The 23,616-nt window shown below is 37.3% G+C and carries 23 protein-coding genes, 1 tRNA gene and 1 pseudogene; 9 read left to right on the top strand and 16 right to left on the bottom strand.

Annotated features, from left to right (window positions below):
* Window positions 1-348, top strand: a pseudogene (locus tag H3T57_RS08910) (hypothetical protein); the annotation flags it as partial.
* Between the two features lie 220 nt (window positions 349-568).
* Here the strand turns inward: H3T57_RS08910 and argC are convergent.
* The 5 genes from argC to H3T57_RS08885 form a co-directional block, all read right to left on the bottom strand.
* On the bottom strand, window positions 569-1,480 hold the full coding sequence (gene argC, locus H3T57_RS08905) for an N-acetyl-gamma-glutamyl-phosphate reductase (protein WP_198194149.1): 912 nt from the start codon (window positions 1,478-1,480) through the stop codon (window positions 569-571).
* Window positions 1,481-1,592: 112 nt separating this feature from the next.
* Window positions 1,593-2,090, bottom strand: a complete 498-nt coding sequence (gene rpsI / locus H3T57_RS08900; RefSeq protein ID WP_110439378.1) for a 30S ribosomal protein S9 — start codon at window positions 2,088-2,090, stop codon at window positions 1,593-1,595.
* Window positions 2,091-2,095: 5 nt separating this feature from the next.
* Window positions 2,096-2,581, bottom strand: coding sequence for a 50S ribosomal protein L13 (rplM, locus tag H3T57_RS08895; protein ID WP_110439377.1), 486 nt, complete (start codon window positions 2,579-2,581; stop codon window positions 2,096-2,098).
* A gap of 433 nt (window positions 2,582-3,014) precedes the next feature.
* A tRNA-His gene (locus tag H3T57_RS08890) sits at window positions 3,015-3,090 on the bottom strand.
* A 159-nt stretch (window positions 3,091-3,249) separates the two neighbouring features.
* The gene (locus H3T57_RS08885) at window positions 3,250-5,544 is read right to left on the bottom strand and encodes a TonB-dependent hemoglobin/transferrin/lactoferrin family receptor (protein WP_198194147.1); all 2,295 of its coding nucleotides are present in this window, start codon (window positions 5,542-5,544) and stop codon (window positions 3,250-3,252) included.
* A 267-nt stretch (window positions 5,545-5,811) separates the two neighbouring features.
* Here H3T57_RS08885 and H3T57_RS08880 point away from each other — a divergent pair, with 267 nt between their 5' ends.
* The 4 genes from H3T57_RS08880 (at window position 5,812) to H3T57_RS08865 (ending at window position 8,671) form a co-directional block, all read left to right on the top strand.
* Window positions 5,812-6,381 (top strand): biliverdin-producing heme oxygenase, encoded by a 570-nt coding sequence (locus tag H3T57_RS08880; protein ID WP_198194145.1) that lies wholly within the window; start codon window positions 5,812-5,814, stop codon window positions 6,379-6,381.
* 340 nt (window positions 6,382-6,721) lie between these two features.
* Complete coding sequence (gene exbB, locus H3T57_RS08875) at window positions 6,722-7,450, top strand: tonB-system energizer ExbB (RefSeq protein ID WP_198194143.1); 729 nt, start codon at window positions 6,722-6,724, stop codon at window positions 7,448-7,450.
* Window positions 7,447-7,863: a biopolymer transporter ExbD gene (locus tag H3T57_RS08870; RefSeq protein WP_198194141.1), complete on the top strand. Its 417-nt coding sequence runs from the start codon at window positions 7,447-7,449 to the stop codon at window positions 7,861-7,863. The genes exbB and H3T57_RS08870 overlap by 4 nt, the downstream gene beginning before the upstream one ends.
* Before the next feature lie 4 nt (window positions 7,864-7,867).
* The gene (locus H3T57_RS08865) at window positions 7,868-8,671 is read left to right on the top strand and encodes an energy transducer TonB (protein WP_198194139.1); all 804 of its coding nucleotides are present in this window, start codon (window positions 7,868-7,870) and stop codon (window positions 8,669-8,671) included.
* Between the two features lie 71 nt (window positions 8,672-8,742).
* On the opposite strand, the gene H3T57_RS08860 is transcribed toward H3T57_RS08865, so the two are convergent.
* The 4 genes from H3T57_RS08860 to H3T57_RS08845 all read right to left on the bottom strand — a co-directional run bounded on the left by H3T57_RS08860 (window position 8,743) and on the right by H3T57_RS08845 (window position 13,936).
* A complete protein-coding gene (locus H3T57_RS08860) occupies window positions 8,743-10,002 on the bottom strand; it encodes a mechanosensitive ion channel family protein (protein WP_198194138.1) in 1,260 nt (419 codons plus the stop codon).
* 117 nt (window positions 10,003-10,119) lie between these two features.
* The gene (gene pabB, locus H3T57_RS08855; protein WP_198194137.1) at window positions 10,120-11,832 is read right to left on the bottom strand and encodes an aminodeoxychorismate synthase component I; all 1,713 of its coding nucleotides are present in this window, start codon (window positions 11,830-11,832) and stop codon (window positions 10,120-10,122) included.
* 233 nt (window positions 11,833-12,065) lie between these two features.
* On the bottom strand, window positions 12,066-13,316 hold the full coding sequence (tyrS, locus tag H3T57_RS08850; protein ID WP_155568843.1) for a tyrosine--tRNA ligase: 1,251 nt from the start codon (window positions 13,314-13,316) through the stop codon (window positions 12,066-12,068).
* 143 nt (window positions 13,317-13,459) lie between these two features.
* Complete coding sequence (locus H3T57_RS08845; protein ID WP_198194136.1) at window positions 13,460-13,936, bottom strand: hypothetical protein; 477 nt, start codon at window positions 13,934-13,936, stop codon at window positions 13,460-13,462.
* 489 nt (window positions 13,937-14,425) lie between these two features.
* On the opposite strand from H3T57_RS08845, the gene H3T57_RS08840 reads away from it, so the two are divergent.
* Both H3T57_RS08840 and H3T57_RS08835 read left to right on the top strand, forming a co-directional pair.
* Complete coding sequence (locus H3T57_RS08840; RefSeq protein ID WP_198194135.1) at window positions 14,426-14,923, top strand: hypothetical protein; 498 nt, start codon at window positions 14,426-14,428, stop codon at window positions 14,921-14,923.
* A 284-nt stretch (window positions 14,924-15,207) separates the two neighbouring features.
* Window positions 15,208-16,251, top strand: coding sequence for an SDR family oxidoreductase (locus tag H3T57_RS08835; RefSeq protein WP_283949369.1), 1,044 nt, complete (start codon window positions 15,208-15,210; stop codon window positions 16,249-16,251).
* A 92-nt stretch (window positions 16,252-16,343) separates the two neighbouring features.
* Here H3T57_RS08835 and H3T57_RS08830 read toward each other — a convergent pair whose 3' ends face one another.
* Window positions 16,344-17,195 carry a squalene/phytoene synthase family protein gene (locus tag H3T57_RS08830; protein ID WP_198194134.1) on the bottom strand — a complete coding sequence of 284 codons (852 nt, stop codon included), beginning with the start codon at window positions 17,193-17,195 and terminating at the stop codon, window positions 16,344-16,346.
* 155 nt (window positions 17,196-17,350) lie between these two features.
* Here H3T57_RS08830 and H3T57_RS08825 point away from each other — a divergent pair, with 155 nt between their 5' ends.
* A complete protein-coding gene (locus H3T57_RS08825) occupies window positions 17,351-17,959 on the top strand; it encodes a superoxide dismutase (RefSeq protein ID WP_110439365.1) in 609 nt (202 codons plus the stop codon).
* A gap of 34 nt (window positions 17,960-17,993) precedes the next feature.
* On the opposite strand, the gene yajC is transcribed toward H3T57_RS08825, so the two are convergent.
* On the bottom strand, window positions 17,994-18,440 hold the full coding sequence (gene yajC, locus H3T57_RS08820; protein WP_110439364.1) for a preprotein translocase subunit YajC: 447 nt from the start codon (window positions 18,438-18,440) through the stop codon (window positions 17,994-17,996).
* Between the two features lie 117 nt (window positions 18,441-18,557).
* On the opposite strand from yajC, the gene H3T57_RS08815 reads away from it, so the two are divergent.
* On the top strand, window positions 18,558-19,415 hold the full coding sequence (locus tag H3T57_RS08815) for an ATP-binding protein (protein ID WP_155566330.1): 858 nt from the start codon (window positions 18,558-18,560) through the stop codon (window positions 19,413-19,415).
* 74 nt (window positions 19,416-19,489) lie between these two features.
* On the opposite strand, the gene serS is transcribed toward H3T57_RS08815, so the two are convergent.
* The 5 genes from serS to H3T57_RS08790 all read right to left on the bottom strand — a co-directional run bounded on the left by serS (window position 19,490) and on the right by H3T57_RS08790 (window position 23,604).
* Window positions 19,490-20,770, bottom strand: a complete 1,281-nt coding sequence (gene serS / locus H3T57_RS08810) for a serine--tRNA ligase (protein ID WP_110439363.1) — start codon at window positions 20,768-20,770, stop codon at window positions 19,490-19,492.
* Window positions 20,770-21,552 carry a twin-arginine translocase subunit TatC gene (gene tatC / locus H3T57_RS08805; protein WP_198194133.1) on the bottom strand — a complete coding sequence of 261 codons (783 nt, stop codon included), beginning with the start codon at window positions 21,550-21,552 and terminating at the stop codon, window positions 20,770-20,772. The genes serS and tatC overlap by 1 nt, the downstream gene beginning before the upstream one ends.
* Window positions 21,549-22,091, bottom strand: a complete 543-nt coding sequence (gene tatB / locus H3T57_RS08800) for a Sec-independent protein translocase protein TatB (RefSeq protein ID WP_198185397.1) — start codon at window positions 22,089-22,091, stop codon at window positions 21,549-21,551. Before tatB ends, tatC begins: the two co-directional genes overlap by 4 nt.
* Window positions 22,092-22,174: 83 nt before the next feature.
* On the bottom strand, window positions 22,175-22,750 hold the full coding sequence (gene scpB / locus H3T57_RS08795; protein ID WP_198194131.1) for an SMC-Scp complex subunit ScpB: 576 nt from the start codon (window positions 22,748-22,750) through the stop codon (window positions 22,175-22,177).
* Window positions 22,747-23,604 (bottom strand): ScpA family protein, encoded by an 858-nt coding sequence (locus H3T57_RS08790; RefSeq protein WP_232349822.1) that lies wholly within the window; start codon window positions 23,602-23,604, stop codon window positions 22,747-22,749. Before H3T57_RS08790 ends, scpB begins: the two co-directional genes overlap by 4 nt.
* Window positions 23,605-23,616 lie beyond the last annotated feature (12 nt).

Below are 23,616 nucleotides of genomic sequence, written 5' to 3'. Positions count from 1 at the left end.
CCCAGTCCCGTTCATCATGTCCATATCGTTTCAAATAGCAGTCGCCCGTGCGATGCCATCGGTCCATTCGTTGATGACAGGCGCAATCTCGGCGTCCTGATCGAAACCATCACCCTGTTTGACAACAGGGAGAACCACTATGTCAAAGCCCACCTGGAAACCAGGAAACTTGAAGGATGGCATAATCAGGAAAACATACCCTGCCGCTGGACGGACGGCTATGCTCTCCTGCCCCTGGACCAGCATGTTCTGCAAAAGGGCCGGAAGATCCTTACCGTAAAGGTCATCGCCGCTGGACCGTATATCTCACAAAACCAGTTGGATCATAAAAATCAGCTGAAAAACTGAACAGCATACTTCAGATTATTACAGGATCAGGTTATCTAATACGTTTCAATACTGTATTTCATAACCTGATCTTACTATAAAATTTGCCAGACATCTTTCTAGAATAATTCTTATCCTCGATTTCATCGAAAAATTATCATTATCTGCATTTATCAACATTTCAATTAAAAATTTTATATACAAATGGTTATTGTTCCAATGATATTGATTGATAAATATCTCATATACCGAACATCAATCTGATATTCTGGATGGCCGCCCCTGATGCTCCTTTTCCAAGATTATCCAAACTTGCAGTCAATATTACCTGATCATTTCTATTATTCGAATGAACCCTCAGCTCCATACGATCGGTAGAGGCCAGCTGATTTGCGGGAAGACGCGTCAAACCATCCTCAACAAAAACAATATTTTTTCGTTGAAAGTAATGTTCCCTCAAACATGTTTTAAGCTGTTTGACTGTACCATTTAACAACTTAACATGCAAAGGTATCGAAACAATCATTCCCTGTGCAAAATTTCCTACGGATGGAACAAATACAGGTTCCTGCACCAGATCGCAATAATGACAAATTTCCGGTAAATGCTTATGATTCAAATCTAAAGCATATAATTCGAAAGGAGGTGCATTCTTTTCCCGTTCATAAACTGCAATCAACTTTTTCCCTCCTCCACTATAACCACTTACAGCATTAATGGTTATTGGATAGTCCACGGGAATTATACCCGCCTTTACCAAGGGATGAAGCAAAGCAATTGCTCCACTGGAATAACATCCAGGATTGGCAACCTTATCGGCTTTTGCAATTTTTCGTTCTTGACCCGGATCCAATTCAGCAAATCCATAAACCCATTCCGGATCTGTTCGAAATGCTGTACTGGCATCCAAAATACGCGGTCTTTTACTTTCCATCATCTCAACAAGAGCAACAGCCTCACGTGAAGCCTCATCCGGAAGACATAAAACCGCCAAATCAACTGCCGCCATCATTTGAAGACGTTTATCAATATCATGACGATGCTCAATGGGGACCGAACATAATTCAATTGGCAAATCCGCCAAACGTTGTCGTATACCCAACCCCGTAGTTCCATATTCCCCATCAATAAAAATTTTAGGCATTTCTGTCATGACTGTCATTCCAAATAAATCGGTTTTTAATAATTAAACATATGCTTAAATAAAAAAGGCGAAGAAAAGCATAATGCCTTTCCTCGCCCCTGATTTCATAAAGCTGTAAGGCTTAACGTTTACTGAACTGGAAGGAACGGCGGGCTTTTGCCTTACCATACTTCTTACGTTCAACAACACGCGCATCACGTGTCAAGAAGCCTGCCGCTTTTAATGCGGCACGTAATTCAGGTTCATAGTTGCATAAAGCACGACTTAATCCGTGACGAACCGCGCCAGCCTGTCCTGACAAACCTCCCCCTGTTACAGTGCAGTAAACATCAAACTCACCTTCACGATTGGTTACCTGAAAAGGTTGATTCAACAACATCTGCAAAACTGGACGAGCGAAATAACTTGTTACCGGACGTCCGTTAACAATAATCTCGCCCTTACCGGGTTTTACCCATACACGTGCAATGGCATCCTTACGACGACCGGTTGCATAGGCACGACCAAACTGGTCACGCTTTGGTTCACGAACGATAACTTCCTGTTGTGCCAAAACAGTATCAACAACTGCCTCTTTCAGATCAGCCAAGCTGCCTGTACGTTCTTGAGTCTCTGACATATTCCTCAGGCTCCAACTTTTGTAGTTTTATTAACGCTATTTTTTCGGTTCAACGCAGCTATATCGAGCTTAACCGGTTGCTGTGCTTCATGTGGATGAGCATCACTGGCGTAAACATATAAATGTTTCATCTGTTTACGCTGCAATGGACCACGGCTAATCATCCGTTCAACTGCCTTAATGACAAGATGTTCCGGATTTTTACCCGTCAAACGTTGTCTGATCGTACGTTCTTTGATCCCACCGGGATAACCCGTATGATAATAGAACATCTTCTGTTCTACTTTTTTGCCTGTTAAGGCGACTTTATCAGCATTGATAACAATAATATTGTCACCACAATCGACATGGGGTGTATATTGTGGTTTATGCTTGCCACGAAGGCGATTAGCAACGATAGCAGCCAAACGTCCCAAAACGATGTCTTTCGCATCGATCAGAACCCAATTCTTGGTTACTTCCGCTGGTTTAAGCGAAATGGTTGTTTTCATTAACTCTAGATTCCGTTAATTGAGCAAAACTGTAATTTGACTTTTGTTTATTAACTCAAGTATGATTTTCGTCAAGTTTTTTTTTAAAATTTACTAATTTTTATTTGTTTTTCAATGGCTTTAAATATGTGGTATTATAATACCACATATTTTTCTCTTCTCTTTGAGAAAAAATCAAATAAATTCTTATTACTTACTACAATACTACAATGATCCAGCATTAATTAGACAAGCAATACAATAATGGAAAATTATTTCCGCTAAATTTTTCTGTATCTTAATCTTCTTGTTATAATGAATATTAATCAAAGTATTGTAATATATTGGCACAACCAGTCCTAATTGATTTAATTGCCTGCAAATAAAAGGTATTAAATGCCAAATTTAAACCATGTTTTACGGAAAAATTTTATTGTCACAATAAATTGTCGGATGGGGCGAATGACGGGGATCGAACCCGCGACAACCGGTACCACAAACCGGCGCTCTACCAACTGAGCTACATCCGCCATTGTGTGATGAAATGTCTTTACTATAATTCCGTGTAATTCGTCAATTCATTTTCAAAAATTTTATTTAATTTTCTTTTATGCATAATAAATCAAGCTCTTACAAAAATATAAAGACCTGAATACTATGCAGAAATTCAAAATTTTAAAAAAATCAAATCAGAAATCTATACGTGCAGTCACCTTGAAATAACGTCCCGGTTGAGAGAAATATGCCTTCTGTAGACTGCGGGAGGATTGTCCAACCGGCAAAGAAGATGCATTATAATATTTTTTGTCAAACATATTATACATACCAAATTGAAACCGCAAGGGACGATAAAAAGAAGGTCTGTACCATCCGATCAAATCAAAAACAACATAACCTGGCGTATTCCACTGTTTGGAAAGAACACCCGTGTTATTCAAAAATTTGGCATTGTCCCTGGCTATTGCAAAAGTACTTGATAAATCTGTTCCCCAATTATCTGTTTTATATCCAAACCCAATGATTCCCCGGAAAGGCGCTATTGAACTTAAAGCATAATTTATATCTGTATTACGTCCATGGGCATATGCAAAAGAGGCCCACGTATGCCAGTTGGGATCGAATTCCCAGTTCATACTGGCCTCTGTTCCATAAATACGAACACGAGACAGGTTATCGTAGCCAAAACACATTTGTGTTCCGGTACAAGGATTGATACCGATCATATCAATATAATTGCGATAGTAATTATCATAAAAGGCAATATTGAAGCCCCGTCTTGAATTGCCATATTTAAGTCCAACTTCCCAACCACGACCTGTTTCAGCCTTTAAATCGGGATTACCAGTGACCTGATACATAGGAGGCGTTCCATAACTTAAATACTCTTCATTTGCACTGGGTGCACGATAGGATTGTGAATATTGCGCATAAGCAACCAATTGATGAATAATCCGGGCTTCGACCAAAATCTTTGGAGAGTAACGAGAGCCACTGGCCCCTTTGGGCAATCCATTGTAAATTGGATTGTTTTGATATTTCGAAGTGTTATGCGGATCCCGTTTAAAATAATCAAACCTTACACCTGATGTGATATGCAGCCACTCATTTTTTCCAATGCCAATACGATCTTGTAAAATGGCCCCCAAATCAGTCCCGTGCACATTTGGCATATCCGAAAAATTATTATGCAGGAATGGATTTTTGGTAGCGTTCCATCCTGATTGATACTGACTTGTATCTGTTAGATAAGCTTCACCCCCATATGTAACTGCATGATGTATCGAGCCTGTAAACACGTTCATTGTTGCATGTCCAACCACTCCATAAGATTGAACATCCATGTCCAGTTTCTGCCACGAATCACGCTTCGGCATTAAATCATAACGATCCGAGATATTCGTTATAACATTATTATCCTGCCAATAGGCAATAAACTGCCCTTCGCCAAATAAATCCTTGGCTGGGTCCTTTGCCTTGTAATCATAATGGACAGAAAAACGGGAGCGTTGATTTTCACTCTGTGTACGATAAAATTCCTCCTTTACCCGTTGAGAAGTCAATGTATGTTCATCAACATTACGATCGACCCATTCTCCTGTAATTCCTAGCCGATGACCGCCTGAAAAATAATGAATGACCTTTCCAACAAAACTTCCCTGATCGTAAGAGGCAGGATTACGTTTTGTACGTGTATTTCCATACCCCTCAGTATGTCCCATATTTCCGGTTTCACTACCATTGGAATAGCCTCCTTCCAATAAAAATAGTGTATTTTTGTAACGTGCGGCAAAAATCTGGTTTAACAAAGCGCTTGCACTGACGCCATCATAAGTAGTTTTTGTAATCCCGCCAAATTTTTGTCCTGATTTTAGAATATCCTCTGGATTAAAAGTTCGTAAGGCAACCACTCCACCCAAAGAACCTGTTCCAAAAAAACTGGAATCTGCACTTTTAATAACATCCATTCCACCCAAAGAATTAAAATCAAAGGTTGATAAACCACCCTGTTGAGTCGTAAATGCACTTGCAAATGCACCATCATTTGCCCACATCATACGAATACCATCAATCGTTGTTAATAAACGACTTTGATCAAGACCCCGCATATTAATACTATAATTATTTGAATTATAGTTAATTGCCGCATCCACACGACGCGAATAATCCTCCAAACTATCGATCTGTTTATCCCTGAAAGTTTTAAAGGTTGTTGTTGTCGTCAAAACTCTTGATTTTCCTTGGGAACTATAATCTTTATCGGGATCAATTTTTGTATAAGACAATATCGGGTCTGATTTTCCCTTGACTTGGATCGGAGAAAGCTTTAGCGAAGTCCCTTTAATATTGTTTTTCTGATTAAATTGATCCGATCTTTTTTCTTCATCTCTCTGTTGCGTTTTGAGGTCCGGCAATAAATCCTGATTAATGGGATTAGATGATTGACCCCAGGCTGATATATTGGTCAAACCTAAAAAACCGGACATTACAAACCATGGTAATTTATATGAAAATGGAAAAAAAAAATGTTTTTTTTGAATAGTCTGCATGGAATTCATCAATCGTTATTGTGAATGATTATTAATAACTTTTTGATGACACAACTGAAATTTAATGTCAATAAATTAATAATGATTCTTAATATCAATTGATATTGATAATTACTATTAATTGGTATATGTCTAAAAATTATGGTGCTAATAAATTTAGCCAACTTAACTGATTAATTTTCATGCAATAATGGAAACACAACCATGACAGACTCAGGAACCCTTACTTTAACAGAAGCTTTACGTCAACAAACACGGGAAACTCACGAAAAATTGGATCATTATCTTACCAATCTTGGATTATTTAACAACATTGAACTCTACAAGAAATTTCTCTCACTTCAATATTATATTCATCGTGATGCCAACAGTTATTATCATGACCAAACGTTAACAGCCATTATCCCTGATCTCATCAATCGCAACCGCTTTGAAAAAGTGAAAAAGGATTTGAAAGATTTAAAAATTGATATCCCTTCCACTATCTTTACTTCACCGAACACAACGAATGCTTCTGAGGCGGTAGGTTTTCTTTATGTTGTCGAAGGATCTAAACTTGGGGCAAATACGCTTTTGAAACGCGTGGAAAAAATTGGTTTATCTGAAAATTATGGGGCACGACATATGGCACCAGATCAAGATGGAAGAGGCGCATCTTGGAAAATATTTCAAAATTCAATTAACCAGGCAAAATTGGATATTCATACCACCATTAAAAGTGCCACCACCGCATTTAGCCAAATCCTTGCCTATGCTAAATTTGTAACGACATAACTTTAATTACATAAAACCGGTTATTTATTAAATAACCGGTTTTACATACAAATATCCTTACTATCATCTTTACATAAAAATTTTCTATTTTTTACGATACAGAAAAATATTTAATCTTAGGCTTTCTCATCCAGTTTAATACCAATTCCTTAATTTGATAATGATAATTAATATCACTTAATATTGATAATTAATATCATTTAATATATGATAAAATTCATAAAATTGAATTGCCTGTTAAAAAATTTATTAAATATACAGGATCTTATTGGATTAACATCATGTCAGATACATTTATAGGACCATATCTTATCTCTCGTCGTCTATATGGAGATAACTAATGACCACTTTATCTTTTTCACCCTTGCAACTATTTGAAAATGCAAATCCTGTTGTGCAATTTGTCATGATCATGCTTTTACTTGCCTGTTTAATCAGCTGGACAATTTTTATAGCGAAATATATAGAGATTTTCCGCCTCAACCATAACCTTTTGATTGATAAGTTCCGTTTACAAAATGCCAAAGAATTGATGCCTGACATTGATCTTTCCAAAAAAGGGATTGGTAGGACAATGTTAATGGCTATCACGGATGAATATCAGTGTTCCAATGTTTTGACACATGATTCGGAAGGGCTGAAGGAAAGGATTGTATTGTTATTAGAAAGAATTGAAAGCAATGAAGGTCATTATTTAAATAAAGGGACCGGTTTTTTGGCAACCATTGGTGCGATTTCACCGTTTATAGGCCTATTTGGAACAGTATGGGGGATCATGACATCGTTCACAGGGATCGTTTCCACCCAAACAACAAGTCTAACGGCTGTTGCCCCGGGAATTGCAGAAGCCTTACTTGCCACGGCTGTTGGTCTGGTTACCGCTATACCTGCCGTAATATTCTATAATATGATTCTTCGTTCAAACGCGAATTGCAGATCAAAAATGGCAGACTTAAGTACCATTTTCATGCGTCTGGTTTCTCGTGACATAAGCAAGTTGCAAATAAAAGACAAGAATACACAGATCATACCCTTTCAACCAAAAATGATGGGAGAAAAAATATCATGATCCGTATACGTCATGCTGATAACGATTCAAAAGAAATATGCGATATCAATGTCACACCATTTATTGACGTGGTTTTGGTTCTCTTAATCATCTTTATGATTACCGCACCTTTGACAACAGTAAAAATTCCGGTCACTTTGCCTTACTCTTCCTCAAAAAACATGAAACAACCCAACCACCCTGTTTATCTAACACTGAAAACAGACCATACCCTAACCTTAAATGATAAAACTATTTCATTAAAGGATATCAATTCCACTATTAACATTGCAACAAACGGCAATAAGGAAGAACATATCTTGCTTTATGCGGATACCAAAATTGATTACGGCTCTTTCATTATGGTAATGGATCAACTCCGTGCCGCGGGTTATCATAAAATTTCTTTGGTAAATTTACAAAACAAACAATAATGGCATGAAAACCTCCACGATTACTGACAAAATTTCCTTTACAGAATGGCAAGCCAATCGAAATGATCTCAGATCTAAAGAAAACCGTTATATAATAATTGTTTCCTTTATCGTCTCTTTATTAATTCTTATTTTTCCTTTTTTTCTTTTTTACAATAATTCTTCAGTTCCCAACAAACCCGTTGTTACTGAAAGCAGTGCTCTTGTACTTGACTTATTCCCCAATCGAACAGAAACTCCGACTTCACCATTATTGAATAAACCTACAACACTTGCCAAAACAGAACCCTTGACACCCATTCAAAAATTATTGCCAAAATTTCCTGTATCAAATATTCTACCTGATATACCAAGAATAGAAAAATTCTCTAAACTCAAAATAAAGCAGCCTTCCCAACATATTATTCCACAACATACTTCTCAATCTGGATCAAATTCAACATCCACATCAAAAAATAATAATACTAATCATCCATCAGAAAAGGATCAAAACGCACAAGTCTCACACACTTCTTCAACATCCGCTAACTGGCAGGGAATGGTTTTAAATAAATTCGAACGTTTCAAACATTACCCGACTGAAGCCCAAGCTGATGACCTAGAAGGAACCGCCATTTTGCACATTACCATAAATCGCCAGGGAATCATCCTAACAAGCAGTCTTGCAAAAAGTTCCGGATATTTGATCCTGGATCGAGAAGTCCTTACTTTATCCCACCGCGTTAAAAAACTTCCTCCTCCACCCGATGATATCCAAGGTTTACTAATTAATTTGGATATTCCTATAGAATTTCATATAAAACAATAAAAAGAAATTTGTTAAACAATATCTAAATGTTGATCTGTTCAACAAATTCTTGTCTTACCACACATCAATCATTATGCAGCATTTCCCTGATAAACTGTCACAGAAGAACTGTTTCCAGATGGATTTTGATATGCACTTAATGAAAACTCCTCAATAACCGCATAGGCATGTTCAAAAATTTCCGATTGAATGGCTTCATAATCCTTCCAGACAACTGTATTGCTAAATCCATAAATCTCCAACGGTAACAATCCTGTTGCATCGGGGGCCATCTGTCGCACCATATAGGTCATCTGATTAAGAATACGAGGATGATTTTTCAAATATAAATCCAAATAGATACGGTAAAGACCCAGATTTGTGATTGACTGGCCTTTGGATAAATATTTGCCTAAATCCATAATAAATTCTTTATTATCAACCCTGTCCTTATTTTTTTCTGAATTTGCAAAGGGTTGAAGCAACTTGCTTTCTAATATTTTTTCCTTTTCCTCAGGTGTTATATAATGAACGGTTGTAACATCAATATACACAGAACGTTTGATCCGTCTACCGCCAGATTCCTGCATTCCACGCCAATTGGTAAAAGAATCGGAAACAAGCGCATAGGTAGGAATCATCGTAATTGTATTATCAAAATTGCGAACCTTGACAGTTGTCAAACCAATATCCATTACAATTCCATCCGCACCATATTTGGGCATTTGTATCCAGTCATTTACACGCATCATATTATTTGCAGATAACTGAACTCCCGCTGATAAGCCCAGAATGGAATCCTTAAAAACCAACATGATGACAGCTGCCATGGCTCCCAGTCCACTGATCAGGATAAGTGGCGATTTATCAATTAGTACGGAAAGAATAAAAATACCAAAAAGCAGCGCGGCCAATAATTTAAATCCTTGAAATATACCTCCAAGCGGAAGCCGTGCCGCTATATCCAGCTTACTTGCAAATTTTAAAACAATATCCAGAAATGAAAATATTGACAGAAGTGCACAGACCAATACCCAAACTTTTGCGGCAATCATAAGAAAAACTAGCGTTTTCACACCCTGATGCACCCAAAAAGTGGTCTGCAGTATGACAATCAACCCCTGCACAGTAAAAGCCATACGGCTAAATAACTGATTCTCTGTAACGACCTTGCTCCATAGTCGCGTGCTTTTTTGTGCAAATTGAACCAATCGGACCAACACAATCCGATGTAAAATCACATGAACAATGGCCGCCGTAAGGATGATAATAGATACAGCTGTTAAAAACAAAGTAAACTGATTAAATTTAAAACCATGTTGCTGTAAAAAATCTATAATATGTTGTTGCATATTAACCTCTTGATTAATTGTGCGATAAAATAATTTTTCATTAATAATCTCATAAAAAAATCTGGTTATTTTAACCCAAATATATCTTCTATATCTTAATATCTTATCTGTAGCATTTTAATCGTTTAACGAATTTTTCCAGATCACTTTACGCCATTTACGAACACTGTTTATAAAAGCGATCTGACTTCCTACCTGTATATCCTGTTTATAAATCACCTGTTCTGTCGCCATGCCCTGATCCAACAGATATTGACACATCGTTCCTCTCAAGAGGCCAGAAGAGACAGGTGGCGTAACCCATTTCCCCCCTTTACACAAAAGAATATTTCCATTGACAAATTCTGTAACTTCATCTTTCTCATTAAAAAGTAATTGTTCACAATCCAATGTAACAGGAGGATAAAAATCCCTTCTTGTCGTTTTATGGTATAGAAACATATTATCTGACAAAACAGGTTCTTTCGCCCATCTTGCGATCAAATCGTGATGTAAAGACTGAATAGCATTAATTTCTATCTGGATTAACCCTTTTTGATCTAACAATATTCTTACCTTCCAGCATCCTCGTTCATATTGACAGGAGAGATGTTGCAGGCTTTTTAACAATTCTGCCTGGTTAAAGGAAAAATCAAAATATTCAGCCGATTTTTTCAGCCGGTCCAGATGTAAAGGTAAAAGAAAATAACATCCATTCTCTAGCAAGACTGATTCAAGTAAATGATCGGGTATCCGGCGATCATACAAAACCTGTATTTTATGAATAACTTCACGATATTCATCCTTGGAAGTGGAATCCCAAGTTATTCCTCCTCCAACACCATATACAGCTTTTTTATTTTGGACAACCAACGTTCGAATAGGAACGGAAAATATCGCTTCTTGATCAGGGGTTACTATCCCAATAGCACCACAATAAACTTCACGCGGCTGTTTTTCAAGCTTTCGAATAATTTTCATTGTATTTGCTTTCGGTGCACCAGTTATAGAACCACATGGAAATAACGCCCTAAAAATATCCAATAATGTTGTTTTTTCCTTTAATAGTGCAGTTATTTCTGAAGTGAGTTGCCAAACTGTAGGATATTTTTCTTTATCGAACAAAGATGAAACCTTCACACTTCCCTGCTCTGCAATTTGTCCCAAATCGTTACGCAGCAAGTCAACAATCATCAAATTTTCAGCACGATTTTTTTCATTATTCAATATTTTCCTGTTTTCAAGATCCTCCGTTAAGATTAATCCCCTTGGGGCTGTTCCTTTCATCGGTTTAGCAGTAATTTTCCTTTCTTTTACCTGAAAAAACAATTCCGGAGATGCCGAAAGAATTTGAAACAATCCAATATCCAGATATGCACTATAACTTGATTGTTGGGCCTGCAACATATGCAGATAGAACTCATACGGGTCTTCCTGGAAATCCGTTCCCATTCTCAATGTATAATTCACCTGATAGGTATCACCGTCAGCGATATGATTTTTAACAGCTGCAATAGCTTGTTGATATTCATGCAATGAACAATCAGGTTGCCAATTCATTAATCCAAAATCAATTTTTTTAGATTGTGGTTTGAATTTTCTTTTTATCGGTTTTTCAAAAATACCAAACCATAACAATGGCATTTTTTCAGGAGGATGCGTTATCAAATAAGAACGAAAGGCAGACGCGGCTTCATACGTTATAAATCCTGCTGCATAATATCCTTTTCCTACCCATTCCTCTATTTCCTGTATACAGGATAAAACCTTATCCAACTGACGTGTTTGTATAATCCTCAAAGCATTTTCGAAATTGTAAGGATAGTTTAAAAAATCAAACTGTAATTTCATAAAAACCGTAAACGAAAAAAAGATAATCACTGTAAAATTATCAATTTTTTAATCAAATTCTACAATAATACAGCGATATATATTTATTTTATAATCATTGATAGAAAATGATTCATTTAATTGTATAAAAACCAAATCATGAAAATAAACCTTTTAAAACAAATATTTGCTTTTAAAAGGTTAAGACAAAAAACGATTGTTTTACACGGTAATATTAAATAGCGTCCTTAATACTATCGACAACGTATCAATATATGATTTTTACGACCTGATGACAGCTTAATAACCCCATCACATAACGCATCATCAGTAATAATTTGTCCCTCATCACTAAGTTTTTCATCATTAATTCTTGCCCCACCCCCTCGAATTAATCTTCTGGCTTCCGCATTACTATTCACTAACTTTCCAAGAACAAATAAACGAAAAACAGGAACACCCTGTTGTAGCATGTCGGTGGGCAAGACTATTTCGGGTAATCCGTCTCGAGCCAGTTTACCCTGCTCAAATATGTCTCTAGCCGCCTTCTGTGCAGCTTCTGCTGCGCTACGACCATGACAAATTGCAGTCACTTCTGTTGCCAGCATTTTTTTCGCCTCGTTTATTTCCGCTCCTTGCAAAGCGGCTAAACGTTCACATTCCTGAATGGAAAGATCTGTGAAAAGTTTAAGAAAACGACCAACATCCTGATCTTCCGTATTACGCCAAAATTGCCAGAAATCAAAAACCGAACATTTCTCCTTGTTAAGCCAAATGGCTCCTTTAGCTGTTTTTCCCATCTTGGCCCCTGAACTTGTTGTCAATAAGGGGGCTGTTAATCCAAATACCTGTTTTCCCTCCATTCGACGTACAAGTTCTACACCAGATACAATATTTCCCCATTGATCTGAACCACCCATCTGTAAAACAGTTCCATAACGACGATTTAATTCACGAAAATCATATGATTGCAAAATGGAATAGTTAAATTCAAGAAATGATAACCCTTGTTCTCTTTCCAAACGTGTTTTAACACTATCAAAGGATAACATACGATTAACTGAAAAATGAATGCCAACATCTCTTAGCAAGTCAATGTAGGAAAGCTTTTTCAGCCATTCTGCATTATCAACCGTAATTGTTTTGTTTTCGCCTGATCCAGGTTGTAAAATTTGATGAATATTCTGGACAATCCCATCTAAATTCCGGTCAATTGTACCCTGATTCATCAAGCTGCGTGCTTCTTCCCGGAAAGAGGGGTCTCCGATTTGGGCTGTTCCACCACCAACTAAAGCAACGGGCTGATGTCCATGTTTTCGCAATAAACGCAACAGCATCAGCTGTACCAAAGACCCGACATGCAAACTGTCAGCTGTTGGATCAAATCCGATATATCCAGAAATAGAACCTTTTGCCATACGCTCATCCAGACTTTCCAGATCAGTCGCCTGAAAAATAAATCCTCGTGCCTGTGCTTCCTGTATAAACGAACTTTTTGGGGTCATAATATTATCTCAGAATCAGATTTGGTCAAAAATTTAATCAACGTTGACTTGAACTCGGCAAATCAGATTTTTCTATGTATCATGAATTAGTTTAAAATCAAAGAACACGCTTTAAATGTTCCTCAAAACTAAAGAGACTCTTTTTATGAAGGGGGTAATGAAATGGGCGGTGCATACCCATTTGACGGGTCAGTGATCCTGACCTTTTGCTGAGACTGGCGTGAATGTTTTAACCCTAACAAAATAGACGGGGGTGAAACATAATGATTAGGTGTTCCACTTGTATATTCACGCATAGTCGATTGATCATCTGTCAAGGCAGGATGTTCAGAATTGGTATAGACACCCCCCTCCTCGATATAGGGATCTGGATGAGTATGCCAACCTTTTTTACGTAGCGGATTATGCGTCTGATGTTTGGAAGGGTATAAACCTCTTTTTTTATGATAGGATGGAAAAATGCCAGTATCAGTATTATACTTATTCTCCGATTGATGGATATTCCATTCTTCATTCGGGGTTTCCTTAGTTGTCACAGAAGGCTTGGCATAAATTGAATGACTTGATGAATCATATAGACTTATCCCAATCATGAATAAGAAAAGTTGGTATTTTTTCATAATTCGCTCATATCCCTTAATAATCGCCTAGATTATAATATTTTTTTAGACAAATGGTGAATGTTTTTTTGATTATCTTTTTATGATTTGCATCCTAGTGATCGGACAAAAAAACTTTTCTTGAACAATTATACTCAAATAACATTTAATATTTTGTTTAAGCCTAAAAAACTTTGGAAATCCAACATTCATTTATAAATTAGCTAAATTTTTATTTCAGTAATTTTTTAAACCATTTGTCTTTTTCCTATGCCAATGCAGGTAAAAGCTAGGTTTACGATAATGATTATAACACGATAGGTGGCTTTAATTCTGATTTCGATAAGGTATATGATAAGTATTGTCAATTTATTGGGTAAGGTTGATCATAATTCCGGTAAGATATATAATTAAGAATGATCATTTTATTAGGTAAGATTGACCCAAAACATCACAACCGGGATTAATATTATTAAAAGATAAACTTATATCAAAATGGGTATGGTAATTATGAGGATTATAAAAAAAAGACTTTTACTGTCCTATAGCGCTTTTCTGGGATTACTTTTATCCTGTCCAGCCTTGGCTGAAACTACCCAAGTCACAGACGAATCAAAAACGACCATTAATCACTCCCCAACGGGAGATAACATGATGTATCAAAAATTTGATTTTCTAAAATCTTACGCTCATGAAAAAAACCAAGATTTCGATAAAGATCTAGATAAGCTGGAAAAGCAAATCCAGGACAAAAACAGCAATTTACACAAAAATCTGGAACAACTTAAAACCTATACACATGATAAAAAGAAAGATTTAAATGAAGAAATTGAATATCTTAAAACACAAGTTAATGATAAGAACAGTGACCTTTATAAAAAACTCAATGAATTAGAAACAAAGGCCAAAGACAAAAATAGCGATATATATCGGGAACTGAAACATATAAAAGATATAATCGAAAGTCAGCCTGATCAACCCAATAAACCGGCATCTTTAAGCAAATAAAGATAACATTTAATAACTGGAGAAACTCTCTTTTCTTCAGTTATCTTTTTTCATTAAAATTCATAGAATAACTATATCTCGTAGCATTTCATTATTTTCTATATAATTAAGTAATAAATTAAAATATATTGAATTTAAAATATTTAAAATATAGAATAGAAATTGTAATGAGTTATATAATATAAAATAATTTTGCCAATAATAATGAATAAAATTATCCAAGTAATAAAATTTAATTATTAATTTATTATTTTATATTTCTCAAATTTCTTTAGGTGATAAATATGTCTGAAAAAGAAAAGTCTGAGAATAATGCGAATTCTTCCGTATTTCATACCAACTCTCGTCGCCAAGTCCTTACCGGTGTTGCTGTTGGAGCTGCCGCTTTAGCGACAAACAGGAGTATTCATGCCATGCCTGAACATGTTGAAAATAAATCTATCCCTCCTCTAAAAAACCCAATGTCCCTATACCCAATGCCTCCCTTTTCTAAACAGCCACAACCTTGGCCTGGTTTACAGTCCAAGATGCAACCTGTTCCTGATTGCGGAGAAAAAACATATCAGGGAAGCGGACGTTTAAAAGGACGACACGCACTAGTTACAGGAGGTGATTCCGGTATTGGACGCGCTGCCGCTATAGCCTTTGCACGTGAAGGAGCGGATGTTGCCATCAATTATCTACCACAAGAAGAACCTGATGCAAAAGAGGTCATTGATCTTATTCAAAAAGCCGGACGTAAGGCTGTTGCATTACCCGGTGATATCCGGAATGAGGAATTCTGTAAAAAACTTGTTGCAGATGCTGTAGCCAAATTGGGTCAAATAGATATTCTTGCCCATGTGGCTGGAAGACAAAAATATTCTGAACAACTGACTGATATAACAACAGAAGAATTTGATTGGACAATGAAAACCAATCTTTATGCACTTTTCTGGATCACCAAAGCTGCCATTCCACATTTGCCACCTGGCAGTTCCATCATCACCACCTCTTCACTCGTATCATATATGCCTCCAGAAATTCTGGTGGATTATGGCATGTCCAAAGCAGGTATCAGCAACTTTACCAAATCAATGGCCAAACAGCTTCTTCCCAAAGGAATACGTGTCAACTGTGTTGATCCAGGACCTTTCTGGACCCCCCTACAAATTTGCGGGGCTCAGCCCCAATCAGCTATTCCCAACTTTGGTGGTGAAAGTCCGTTTAAACGACCTGGGCAACCTGCAGAAATCGCTCCCTTATATGTTACACTTGCCTCTACTGAATCATCTTATGTAACAGGGCAAAGCTGGGGAATTGTGGGAGGAACAGGACAACCTGGATAATCTTATTATTTTCTGCTTTATAATCTCTAATATCCATTATTTTTAAGGTTCATTAATTTTATAATGAACCTTTTTTATAAAAAATCATCTTTCTAAGTCTTGCTTATTTTCAATTTAACCCAATAATTTGCCTTTAAAACGGACAACTTGTCTCCAATTCCACGTTTCCGGGACAAATGATCCCATTGTTCAAACCTGTGTAGATCCCGTTTGGCCAAAATAACAGGTAAAATAACGGATCTGTAATGACGATCTAACAAACAAGCCTTCTCGCTTCTTCGCAAATAAAAATATGCCTTTTCTATTAAAATATCACGGATTGCATTAAGTTCTGATGATGTTACGCTAATTCCGTTTTCTGACCGCTGTAACGAGAAATCATGAATTATCTCTGCTGGCAAAGGACAACGCCCTTTTCTAAATATATTCGGTAAATTTTTTGAAATATGAACGGTTTCACTGGCAATACCCGCTGCAATCACCGCTTCAACCAACGGTAATTCTCTTATTTTAAAAAGATTTGCAAGAATCCGCTGAATTTGTCCAACAGACCGCACCATTATCGAATCCCAATGATTCCAATTTTTTATACCCTCTAATTCTTCTTCGCGAGCGGAAATGATTTTTAAAAGATCTTCAGCAGAAAACAAATTTCGATCCAGAGAATCCTTGATATAAGGCGCAATTTCATGATCCCGGTCGGATTTGTTTGCCAACAAGTCCCGCCACCATTGCAAACGGATATAACCCGCCATTGGCCCTGCCACATCCCATGAAGAGGATAGGGTCACGGCCCGAGTAATCTCGGTATAAAATGCCAATAAACGAAAATATTGTTCTCGTAAATCAGAAGGCATAAAAAGCGCGCAAAAGAAGTGATCTGGATCAGACTTTCTTACATATTGGCCGCAAAAAGAAAGGGGTTTAGATTTTTCTTTAATCATTTCCAAAAGATATATATAATTTATGAAGGAGATGTGCCTAAAAAATTTATCAATTAATCTCTGTAAAATTCCGCATAATCTCTATATAAGAGAATTAAGAACCAAAAAGGTCTTATATAATTTTTTAAAATTATTGCAATATATCGAGGAACCAAATGTCTTTTGAATTACCACAACTTCCCTTTCCCTATAATGCTCTGGCTCGTTCAGGAATGAGCGAAGAAACCATGCAATTTCACCATGACAAGCATCATCAAGCTTATGTTAATACCCTGAATGATCTTATCAAAGCAAACCCTGCACTTGAAGGGAAATCATTAGAAGAATTAATTGTAACGGCAGCAAAGGATGAATCCTTAACACCTGTTTTGAATAATGCAGGTCAACATTACAACCATTCTTTATTCTGGAATTCCCTAAGTCCTGATGGTGGTTCAATGTCTCCTGCATTTGAAGAGTTAATCCGTAAAAATTTTGGTTCAGTTGAAAATTTCAAAGCTGAATTCAAAAAGGCCGCTACCACGCAATTTGGCTCGGGATGGGCTTGGCTGGTTTTGACTTCTGACAATAAATTAATCGTTACCAAAACACCAAATGGTAAAAACCCGATTTCCGAGGGCCAGGGAAAACCTCTATTAACCATTGATGTATGGGAACATGCATATTATATTGATTTCCGTAATCGCCGCCCTGATTTTGTGGATAATTTCCTTAATAATCTCGCAAATTATGATTTTGCAGAAGCCCAAATAAACGCAAAATAAACTGTATCAAGGAAACCGGCATTCCGCCGGTTTTTTATTCCGCTTTTACCGTTTCATCAGCTTTATCCAATGTAACAGCCTTATTTTCTTTGGCTTCTTTTTTACCTTGGTTTTTTATCTTGGATTGGGTATTTTCTGTTTGGGCCTTACTTTCCAAAACAGTCGTAACAGTACTACGAACAACCATTACTCGGACATTTGACGCAATTTCCACTTCCATTTGATCTGAATCTTCCTGGTTACGTACAATTTTACCAACAATACCACCCGCGGTTACAATTTTATCACCCCGTCGCAATGCTTTCATTTTTTCACGAACTTGCTTGGCTTTTTTTTGCTGCGGCATAATAACAATAAAATAAAATACCAGAAATATTCCAATAAAAGGCAGTAAACTCATGATTGTGGCAGTACCACCTCCACCACCACCTGCACTTTGTGCATAGGCAGGAGTAATAAATAAATCCATAAAATTGATCATCAAACTGCTTTCCTATCTTATTCACATTACGTATATTGATCATCTATCATTATAGGCACCTTCATACACTATATAAAGTATCTCGCATACTACAAGATCATGAAAACCGGAAAAAAGATGACTCAATCCCTTATCCCCTTACTGGAACGTATCGCGATTTCCCTAGAGAGACTTGCCCCTCCTCAGCCAAAAATTGAAAATATTGATAAACATAACTGTTTTATCTGGTCCGCCCAGAATAATGAATTGACACCCATTCAGAATATGCCTTTTATCGACTTTCATCTGTTACAAGGGATCGAAAACCAAAAAGAAACACTTTTTCTGAATACATATCATTTTGCCAAAAATCTTCCCGCCAATAACGTTCTTTTATGGGGGGCAAGGGGAACGGGAAAATCTTCATTGATCAAATCGGTTTATCATGAAGTAAACAGCAAACTATCAAACATTTGCCCTCTTTTGAAAATTATTGAAATTCCCAGGGATGATATCTACTCCCTTCCCATTCTTTTACGGTTATTGAAACCTCTGTCTTACAAATTCATCATTTTTTCAGATGATCTTTCCTTTGAATCAGAAGACCGTGATTATAAAGCGCTCAAATCCGTATTAGATGGTGGAATTGCCGGACGCCCAGAAAATGTGTTATTTTACGCCACAAGCAATCGTAGACATCTAATGCCAAGGAATATGATTGAAAATGAATCCTCTTCCGCCATTAATCCTTCTGAAGCCATTGAGGAAAAAATATCTCTTTCTGATCGTTTTGGATTATGGATCGGATTTCATAATTGTTCCAAAGATTTATTTGATCAGATTGTAACAGAATATGCAAAGGCAAGAAAATTACCCATTTCAAAAGAGGATCTCATAGCACAGGCCAACGAATGGTCAGTTACTCGTGGTGCCAGAAATGGCCGTGTTGCCTGGCAATTTATAGAGGATTTAACGGCCAAATTATCCAGTGGATAATACTTTTTTCTTTTTACAATTTGACAGTCCAAAAACAAAAGGGGGTGAATTTTATCCCCTTTTGTTATATTTCATTATCCGATTTTTTCAATACCACCCATATAAGATCGAAGCACTTCAGGAATAGATATTGAACCATCCTCATTTTGATAGTTTTCCATAACAGCAACCAAAGCCCGTCCAACTGCAACACCAGATCCATTTAAAGTATGCAGAAATACCGGAGGCGTTTTTCTACCCTCTTCAGGTTGTGGGCGATAGCGAGCATTCATGCGACGCGCCTGAAAATCACGTGTATTGGAACAAGATGAAATTTCGCGCCAGGCTTGTTGGCCTGGCAGCCAAACTTCCAGATCCCAGGTTTTTGCTGCCCCAAATCCAGTATCACCAGAACATAACAAGACACGACGATAGGGTAATTCCAATTTTTCAAGAACCATTTCGGCACAACGGGTCATCCGCTCATGCTCTTTTTCACTTTCTTCAGGTGCGGTCACACTGACCATTTCAACCTTATAAAATTGGTGCTGTCGAATTAATCCCCTTGTATCACGACCAGCAGCTCCTGCTTCACTTCGGAAGCAGGCGGTTAAAGCAGTTCTGCGAACAGGTAATTGATCATAATTGATTATTTCACCTGCCTGTATTCCTGTCAGAGGGACCTCTGCTGTTGGAATTAGCCAACGATCATCTTTTGTACAAAAAGACTGATCCCCGAATTTAGGCAATTTATCCGTGTTAAACATGGTCTGTTCATTAACTAGTAATGGAACGACATATTCCTCGTAATCATGTTCAGTTGTATGAAAATCCAGCATAAATTGTCCCAGGGCACGATCAAGTCTTGCCAACGCTCCACGTAAAATGCTGAACCGTGCGCCCGCTAACTTGGTAGCTGCATTAAAATCCATCAACCCTGATTTTTCGCCCAACTCGAAATGCTGCAATGGAGTAAAACCAAATTCACGTATTTTTCCCCAATAATGTACAACAACATTTTCAGTTTCATCTTTTCCCGTCGGAACCTCCACAGCCAAACGATTAGGCAAACTTGCCAGAACCTCAAAAATTTGTTGATCCAGTTTATCCGCACGCGTCTGCAATGAATCTATTTCCTGACGCAACCTTATGGCTTGCGCTTCCAAAACGGAACTGTTTTCTTTATTCCGTTTTAACTGACCAATTTGTTTTGAAATGTTATTTCGATCAGCTTGTTTTTGATGCAGCTCATTCAAATATGAGCGCCGTTCCTCATCATACGATAATAATGTCTGACTAACTGCCGATAATCCACGACGGGCCAAATCGTTATCAAAAGCCACAGGATCAGAACGCAGAGCACGAAAATCATGCATTATAATAATTCCTTTTCTGGTTTGGGTTCCACCATTCGGGCAGATAAAATTGAAATCTCATATAAAATAATTAAAGGGATAGCCAAGGAAGTTTGTGTAATTACATCGGGAGGTGTAAGAACTGCAGCAATTACAAAAGCAATAACATATGCATATCTTCTGAATTTCTTTAACTTTAATGAAGTCACAAAACCTATTTTTGTCATCAATGTCAACATGACAGGAAGCTCAAATGCAATACCAAAAGCCATGATTAACCGCATAACTAACGAAAGATATTCGGAAACCTTGGCTTGCAATTCAATATGCATATTATGATCCCCCCCAACCTGAAAAGATAAAAAGAATTTCCAGGCAAAAGGAAAGACAAAGAAATAAGCGAGCGCTGCACCCAGTAAAAACAAAATCGGTGTTGCAACCAAAAAAGGCGCAAATATCCTTTTTTCATTTCGATATAATCCCGGGGCGATATATATCCATGCTTGAATGGCAAACATAGGAAATGAACAAAAAATTGCACCGAAAAATGCCAACTTGATATAAGTGAAAAATGCCTCATACAAGGCCGTATAAATAAGATGGGGTTGTTCTCCCTGTTGTCGCATGGCTTGCGCCAAGGGGTGGGCCAAGAACATATAGATTTGTTCCGAATAGTAATAACAAAACCCAAAAGCAATCAAAAAAGTTGCCAGACAGACAATCATTCGACGACGTAACTCAATAAAATGTTCCATCAGAGACATTGATTTATCATTGATCAACTCTTCTTCGGGAATATTCATGGCCATCCCTGTTCCCTGTAATTGACAATTTGTGGTGGAATCATCGCTGGAACAGGTGGAGCCGATCTTTTAACCTGTAAACGCTGCGCAATTGCAGGAGGAAAAAAAATTGGAGCTGGATCTTTTTTTGCCAAAGCTTCCAGATCAGGTTCCTTATGATCGGTTGACACTGAATATTCGGGAATAATCTCAGGCTCTTTATTTGAAAAAGGAATTTCATAAGGTTTCGAAGATTGAATAGATGTTTGATTCAAGGGGGAATTTAAATTCTCCTGAAGTGTTCTATCTCGATCGATTACATCCAATATTGCACTTTTAATATTCATACGACGTAATTTCATCAACTGATCTTTGGCTTCCTTAAGGTCTGGATCCTTAACCATCTCATCCACCTGACTATGAAATTCACGTGCCATGCCCCTGCATTTTTTCACTACGTCACTAAACCAATGGACAATTTTTGGAAAATCTTTTGGTCCTATAAATATCATGCTGACAATCCCAATCAATATCAGTTCTGCCCAAGAAAAATCAAACATGCTTTATATTTCCCCCTCTATTTCCATAATATGCATCATGATTTGGTTTTATATGATTTGTTTAGCAAAGAATTACCACTTATTTATTCATCATTTAAAGAATGGTACGGAATATCTCCAAATAACTCCTCTTTTTTTGGCAAATCATTTAAATCATTTAACCCCAAATAAGTTAAAAATTCTTTGGATGTTTTCCATAAAGTTGGTCGTCCTGGTACAGATTTATATCCACAAGGTTTGATAAGACCATATCCCAATAAAGTTTCCAAAACAGTTTGGCTTAAACCGACCCCTCGAATTTTTTCGATATCTGTCCGAGTGCAAGGCTGATGATAAGCAACGACGGCCAAGGTTTCCATTGTTGCACGAGATAAACGCTTTGGCCTGGCAATGATTTTTACCAGATATGCCGTCCATTCCTGAGCTGTCCGAAATTGCCATCCACCGGCAACTTTACATAAACGAATGCCACGATACGCATAATCCTCTTGAAGTGAATGAATAATGTCAAGGATGCTAACAGTTGCCTTTCCTTCAGGATTTAAATTTATTGAATTTTTTTCCAGCAAAGATTCAATTGATTGTTCTGAAACAGGCTCCGTTTGCGAAAATATATATGCTTCGATCAACCCTTTTAAATCTTCCAAGTCCGTCCTCATTCCACTTCCAAATTTTGATGATAGGATTGGCCGTCATTTCGTGATTGCAATCGAATTTGACCAAACTGCTCTTGCTGATCAAGCTTTATTTCACCAAGCTTTGCCAGTTCCAATCCGGCCAGTAACATTCCGCACCAGGCAGCTTTCCATTGTTGCTGTTGTTGGACAGGTGATTGATCCTTTTTATTAACCGCCTCCCAACGGGGTAGAAAAGCATCCAACGCATGCCATCCAGGTACATGATGAGATTTGAGTAAATGTTTCAAACGATTTAGAGCATCTTTGACCGTCCAAAAATGAAACGATCGAATTCGCCACTCCCTTTTTTTATTTTTACGATGGAATATCCGAATATATGCGTCAATAAAACGTGCACTATCCAATATCAATCCAGAGGAATCCACTGAAGTAAGATCTTCATAATATCCCCTGGCAAAAACCTCGCTCCCCAATAAAGGTCGCTCCTGCATCCACAATGCCGCTTTATTGATTTGTTCCAGCCCTTGCAAACGTTCTTGAAGTAAATCAACCGCCTGTTCAGTATCACCAAAATGATCAGTTTTTTGCGGCAATAACAGACATGATTTCAACCATGCCAACCAACTCGCCATAACCAACCAGTCGGCTGCCAACTCCAATCTTATTTTTTTTGCAGATTCAATAATTTGTAGATATTGCTCAACCAGTGGCAAAATTGATATCTGAGTTAAATCAACTTTTTGGGTTTTAGCCAATTGCAACAACATATCCAACGGCCCTTCAAATCCATCAAGCCGAACAATGAAAGTCTCATCATTCCATGAAGAAGAATGATTTTCCATTTCCATCTCATGAACAAGATCCGATTGCCGCATTATTATACCAGA

Origin of the sequence: Commensalibacter sp. W6292M3 (assembly GCF_016101315.1) — a bacterium.
Classification (GTDB): Bacteria; Pseudomonadota; Alphaproteobacteria; order Acetobacterales; family Acetobacteraceae; genus Commensalibacter; species Commensalibacter melissae.
Note: the sequence above shows the minus strand (reverse complement) of the source record. Positions and strands in the feature narration are given on the sequence as shown.

Excerpts from the sequence above, each read along its gene's own strand:
- argC (WP_198194149.1), bottom strand. The coding sequence starts at position 1,480 with ATGACAGAAATGCCTAAAATTTTTATTGATGGGGAATATGGAACTACG.
- rpsI (WP_110439378.1), bottom strand. The coding sequence starts at position 2,090 with ATGTCAGAGACTCAAGAACGTACAGGCAGCTTGGCTGATCTGAAAGAG.
- rplM (WP_110439377.1), bottom strand. The coding sequence starts at position 2,581 with ATGAAAACAACCATTTCGCTTAAACCAGCGGAAGTAACCAAGAATTGG.
- H3T57_RS08885 (WP_198194147.1), bottom strand. The coding sequence starts at position 5,544 with ATGTCCGGTTTTTTAGGTTTGACCAATATATCAGCCTGGGGTCAATCA.
- H3T57_RS08880 (WP_198194145.1), top strand. The coding sequence starts at position 5,812 with ATGACAGACTCAGGAACCCTTACTTTAACAGAAGCTTTACGTCAACAA.
- exbB (WP_198194143.1), top strand. The coding sequence starts at position 6,722 with ATGACCACTTTATCTTTTTCACCCTTGCAACTATTTGAAAATGCAAAT.
- H3T57_RS08870 (WP_198194141.1), top strand. The coding sequence starts at position 7,447 with ATGATCCGTATACGTCATGCTGATAACGATTCAAAAGAAATATGCGAT.
- H3T57_RS08865 (WP_198194139.1), top strand. The coding sequence starts at position 7,868 with ATGAAAACCTCCACGATTACTGACAAAATTTCCTTTACAGAATGGCAA.
- H3T57_RS08860 (WP_198194138.1), bottom strand. The coding sequence starts at position 10,002 with ATGCAACAACATATTATAGATTTTTTACAGCAACATGGTTTTAAATTT.
- pabB (WP_198194137.1), bottom strand. The coding sequence starts at position 11,832 with ATGAAATTACAGTTTGATTTTTTAAACTATCCTTACAATTTCGAAAAT.
- tyrS (WP_155568843.1), bottom strand. The coding sequence starts at position 13,316 with ATGACCCCAAAAAGTTCGTTTATACAGGAAGCACAGGCACGAGGATTT.
- H3T57_RS08845 (WP_198194136.1), bottom strand. The coding sequence starts at position 13,936 with ATGAAAAAATACCAACTTTTCTTATTCATGATTGGGATAAGTCTATAT.
- H3T57_RS08840 (WP_198194135.1), top strand. The coding sequence starts at position 14,426 with ATGAGGATTATAAAAAAAAGACTTTTACTGTCCTATAGCGCTTTTCTG.
- H3T57_RS08835 (WP_283949369.1), top strand. The coding sequence starts at position 15,208 with ATGTCTGAAAAAGAAAAGTCTGAGAATAATGCGAATTCTTCCGTATTT.
- H3T57_RS08830 (WP_198194134.1), bottom strand. The coding sequence starts at position 17,195 with ATGATTAAAGAAAAATCTAAACCCCTTTCTTTTTGCGGCCAATATGTA.
- H3T57_RS08825 (WP_110439365.1), top strand. The coding sequence starts at position 17,351 with ATGTCTTTTGAATTACCACAACTTCCCTTTCCCTATAATGCTCTGGCT.
- yajC (WP_110439364.1), bottom strand. The coding sequence starts at position 18,440 with ATGATCAATTTTATGGATTTATTTATTACTCCTGCCTATGCACAAAGT.
- H3T57_RS08815 (WP_155566330.1), top strand. The coding sequence starts at position 18,558 with ATGACTCAATCCCTTATCCCCTTACTGGAACGTATCGCGATTTCCCTA.
- serS (WP_110439363.1), bottom strand. The coding sequence starts at position 20,770 with ATGCATGATTTTCGTGCTCTGCGTTCTGATCCTGTGGCTTTTGATAAC.
- tatC (WP_198194133.1), bottom strand. The coding sequence starts at position 21,552 with ATGAATATTCCCGAAGAAGAGTTGATCAATGATAAATCAATGTCTCTG.
- tatB (WP_198185397.1), bottom strand. The coding sequence starts at position 22,091 with ATGTTTGATTTTTCTTGGGCAGAACTGATATTGATTGGGATTGTCAGC.
- scpB (WP_198194131.1), bottom strand. The coding sequence starts at position 22,750 with ATGAGGACGGACTTGGAAGATTTAAAAGGGTTGATCGAAGCATATATA.
- H3T57_RS08790 (WP_232349822.1), bottom strand. The coding sequence starts at position 23,604 with ATGCGGCAATCGGATCTTGTTCATGAGATGGAAATGGAAAATCATTCT.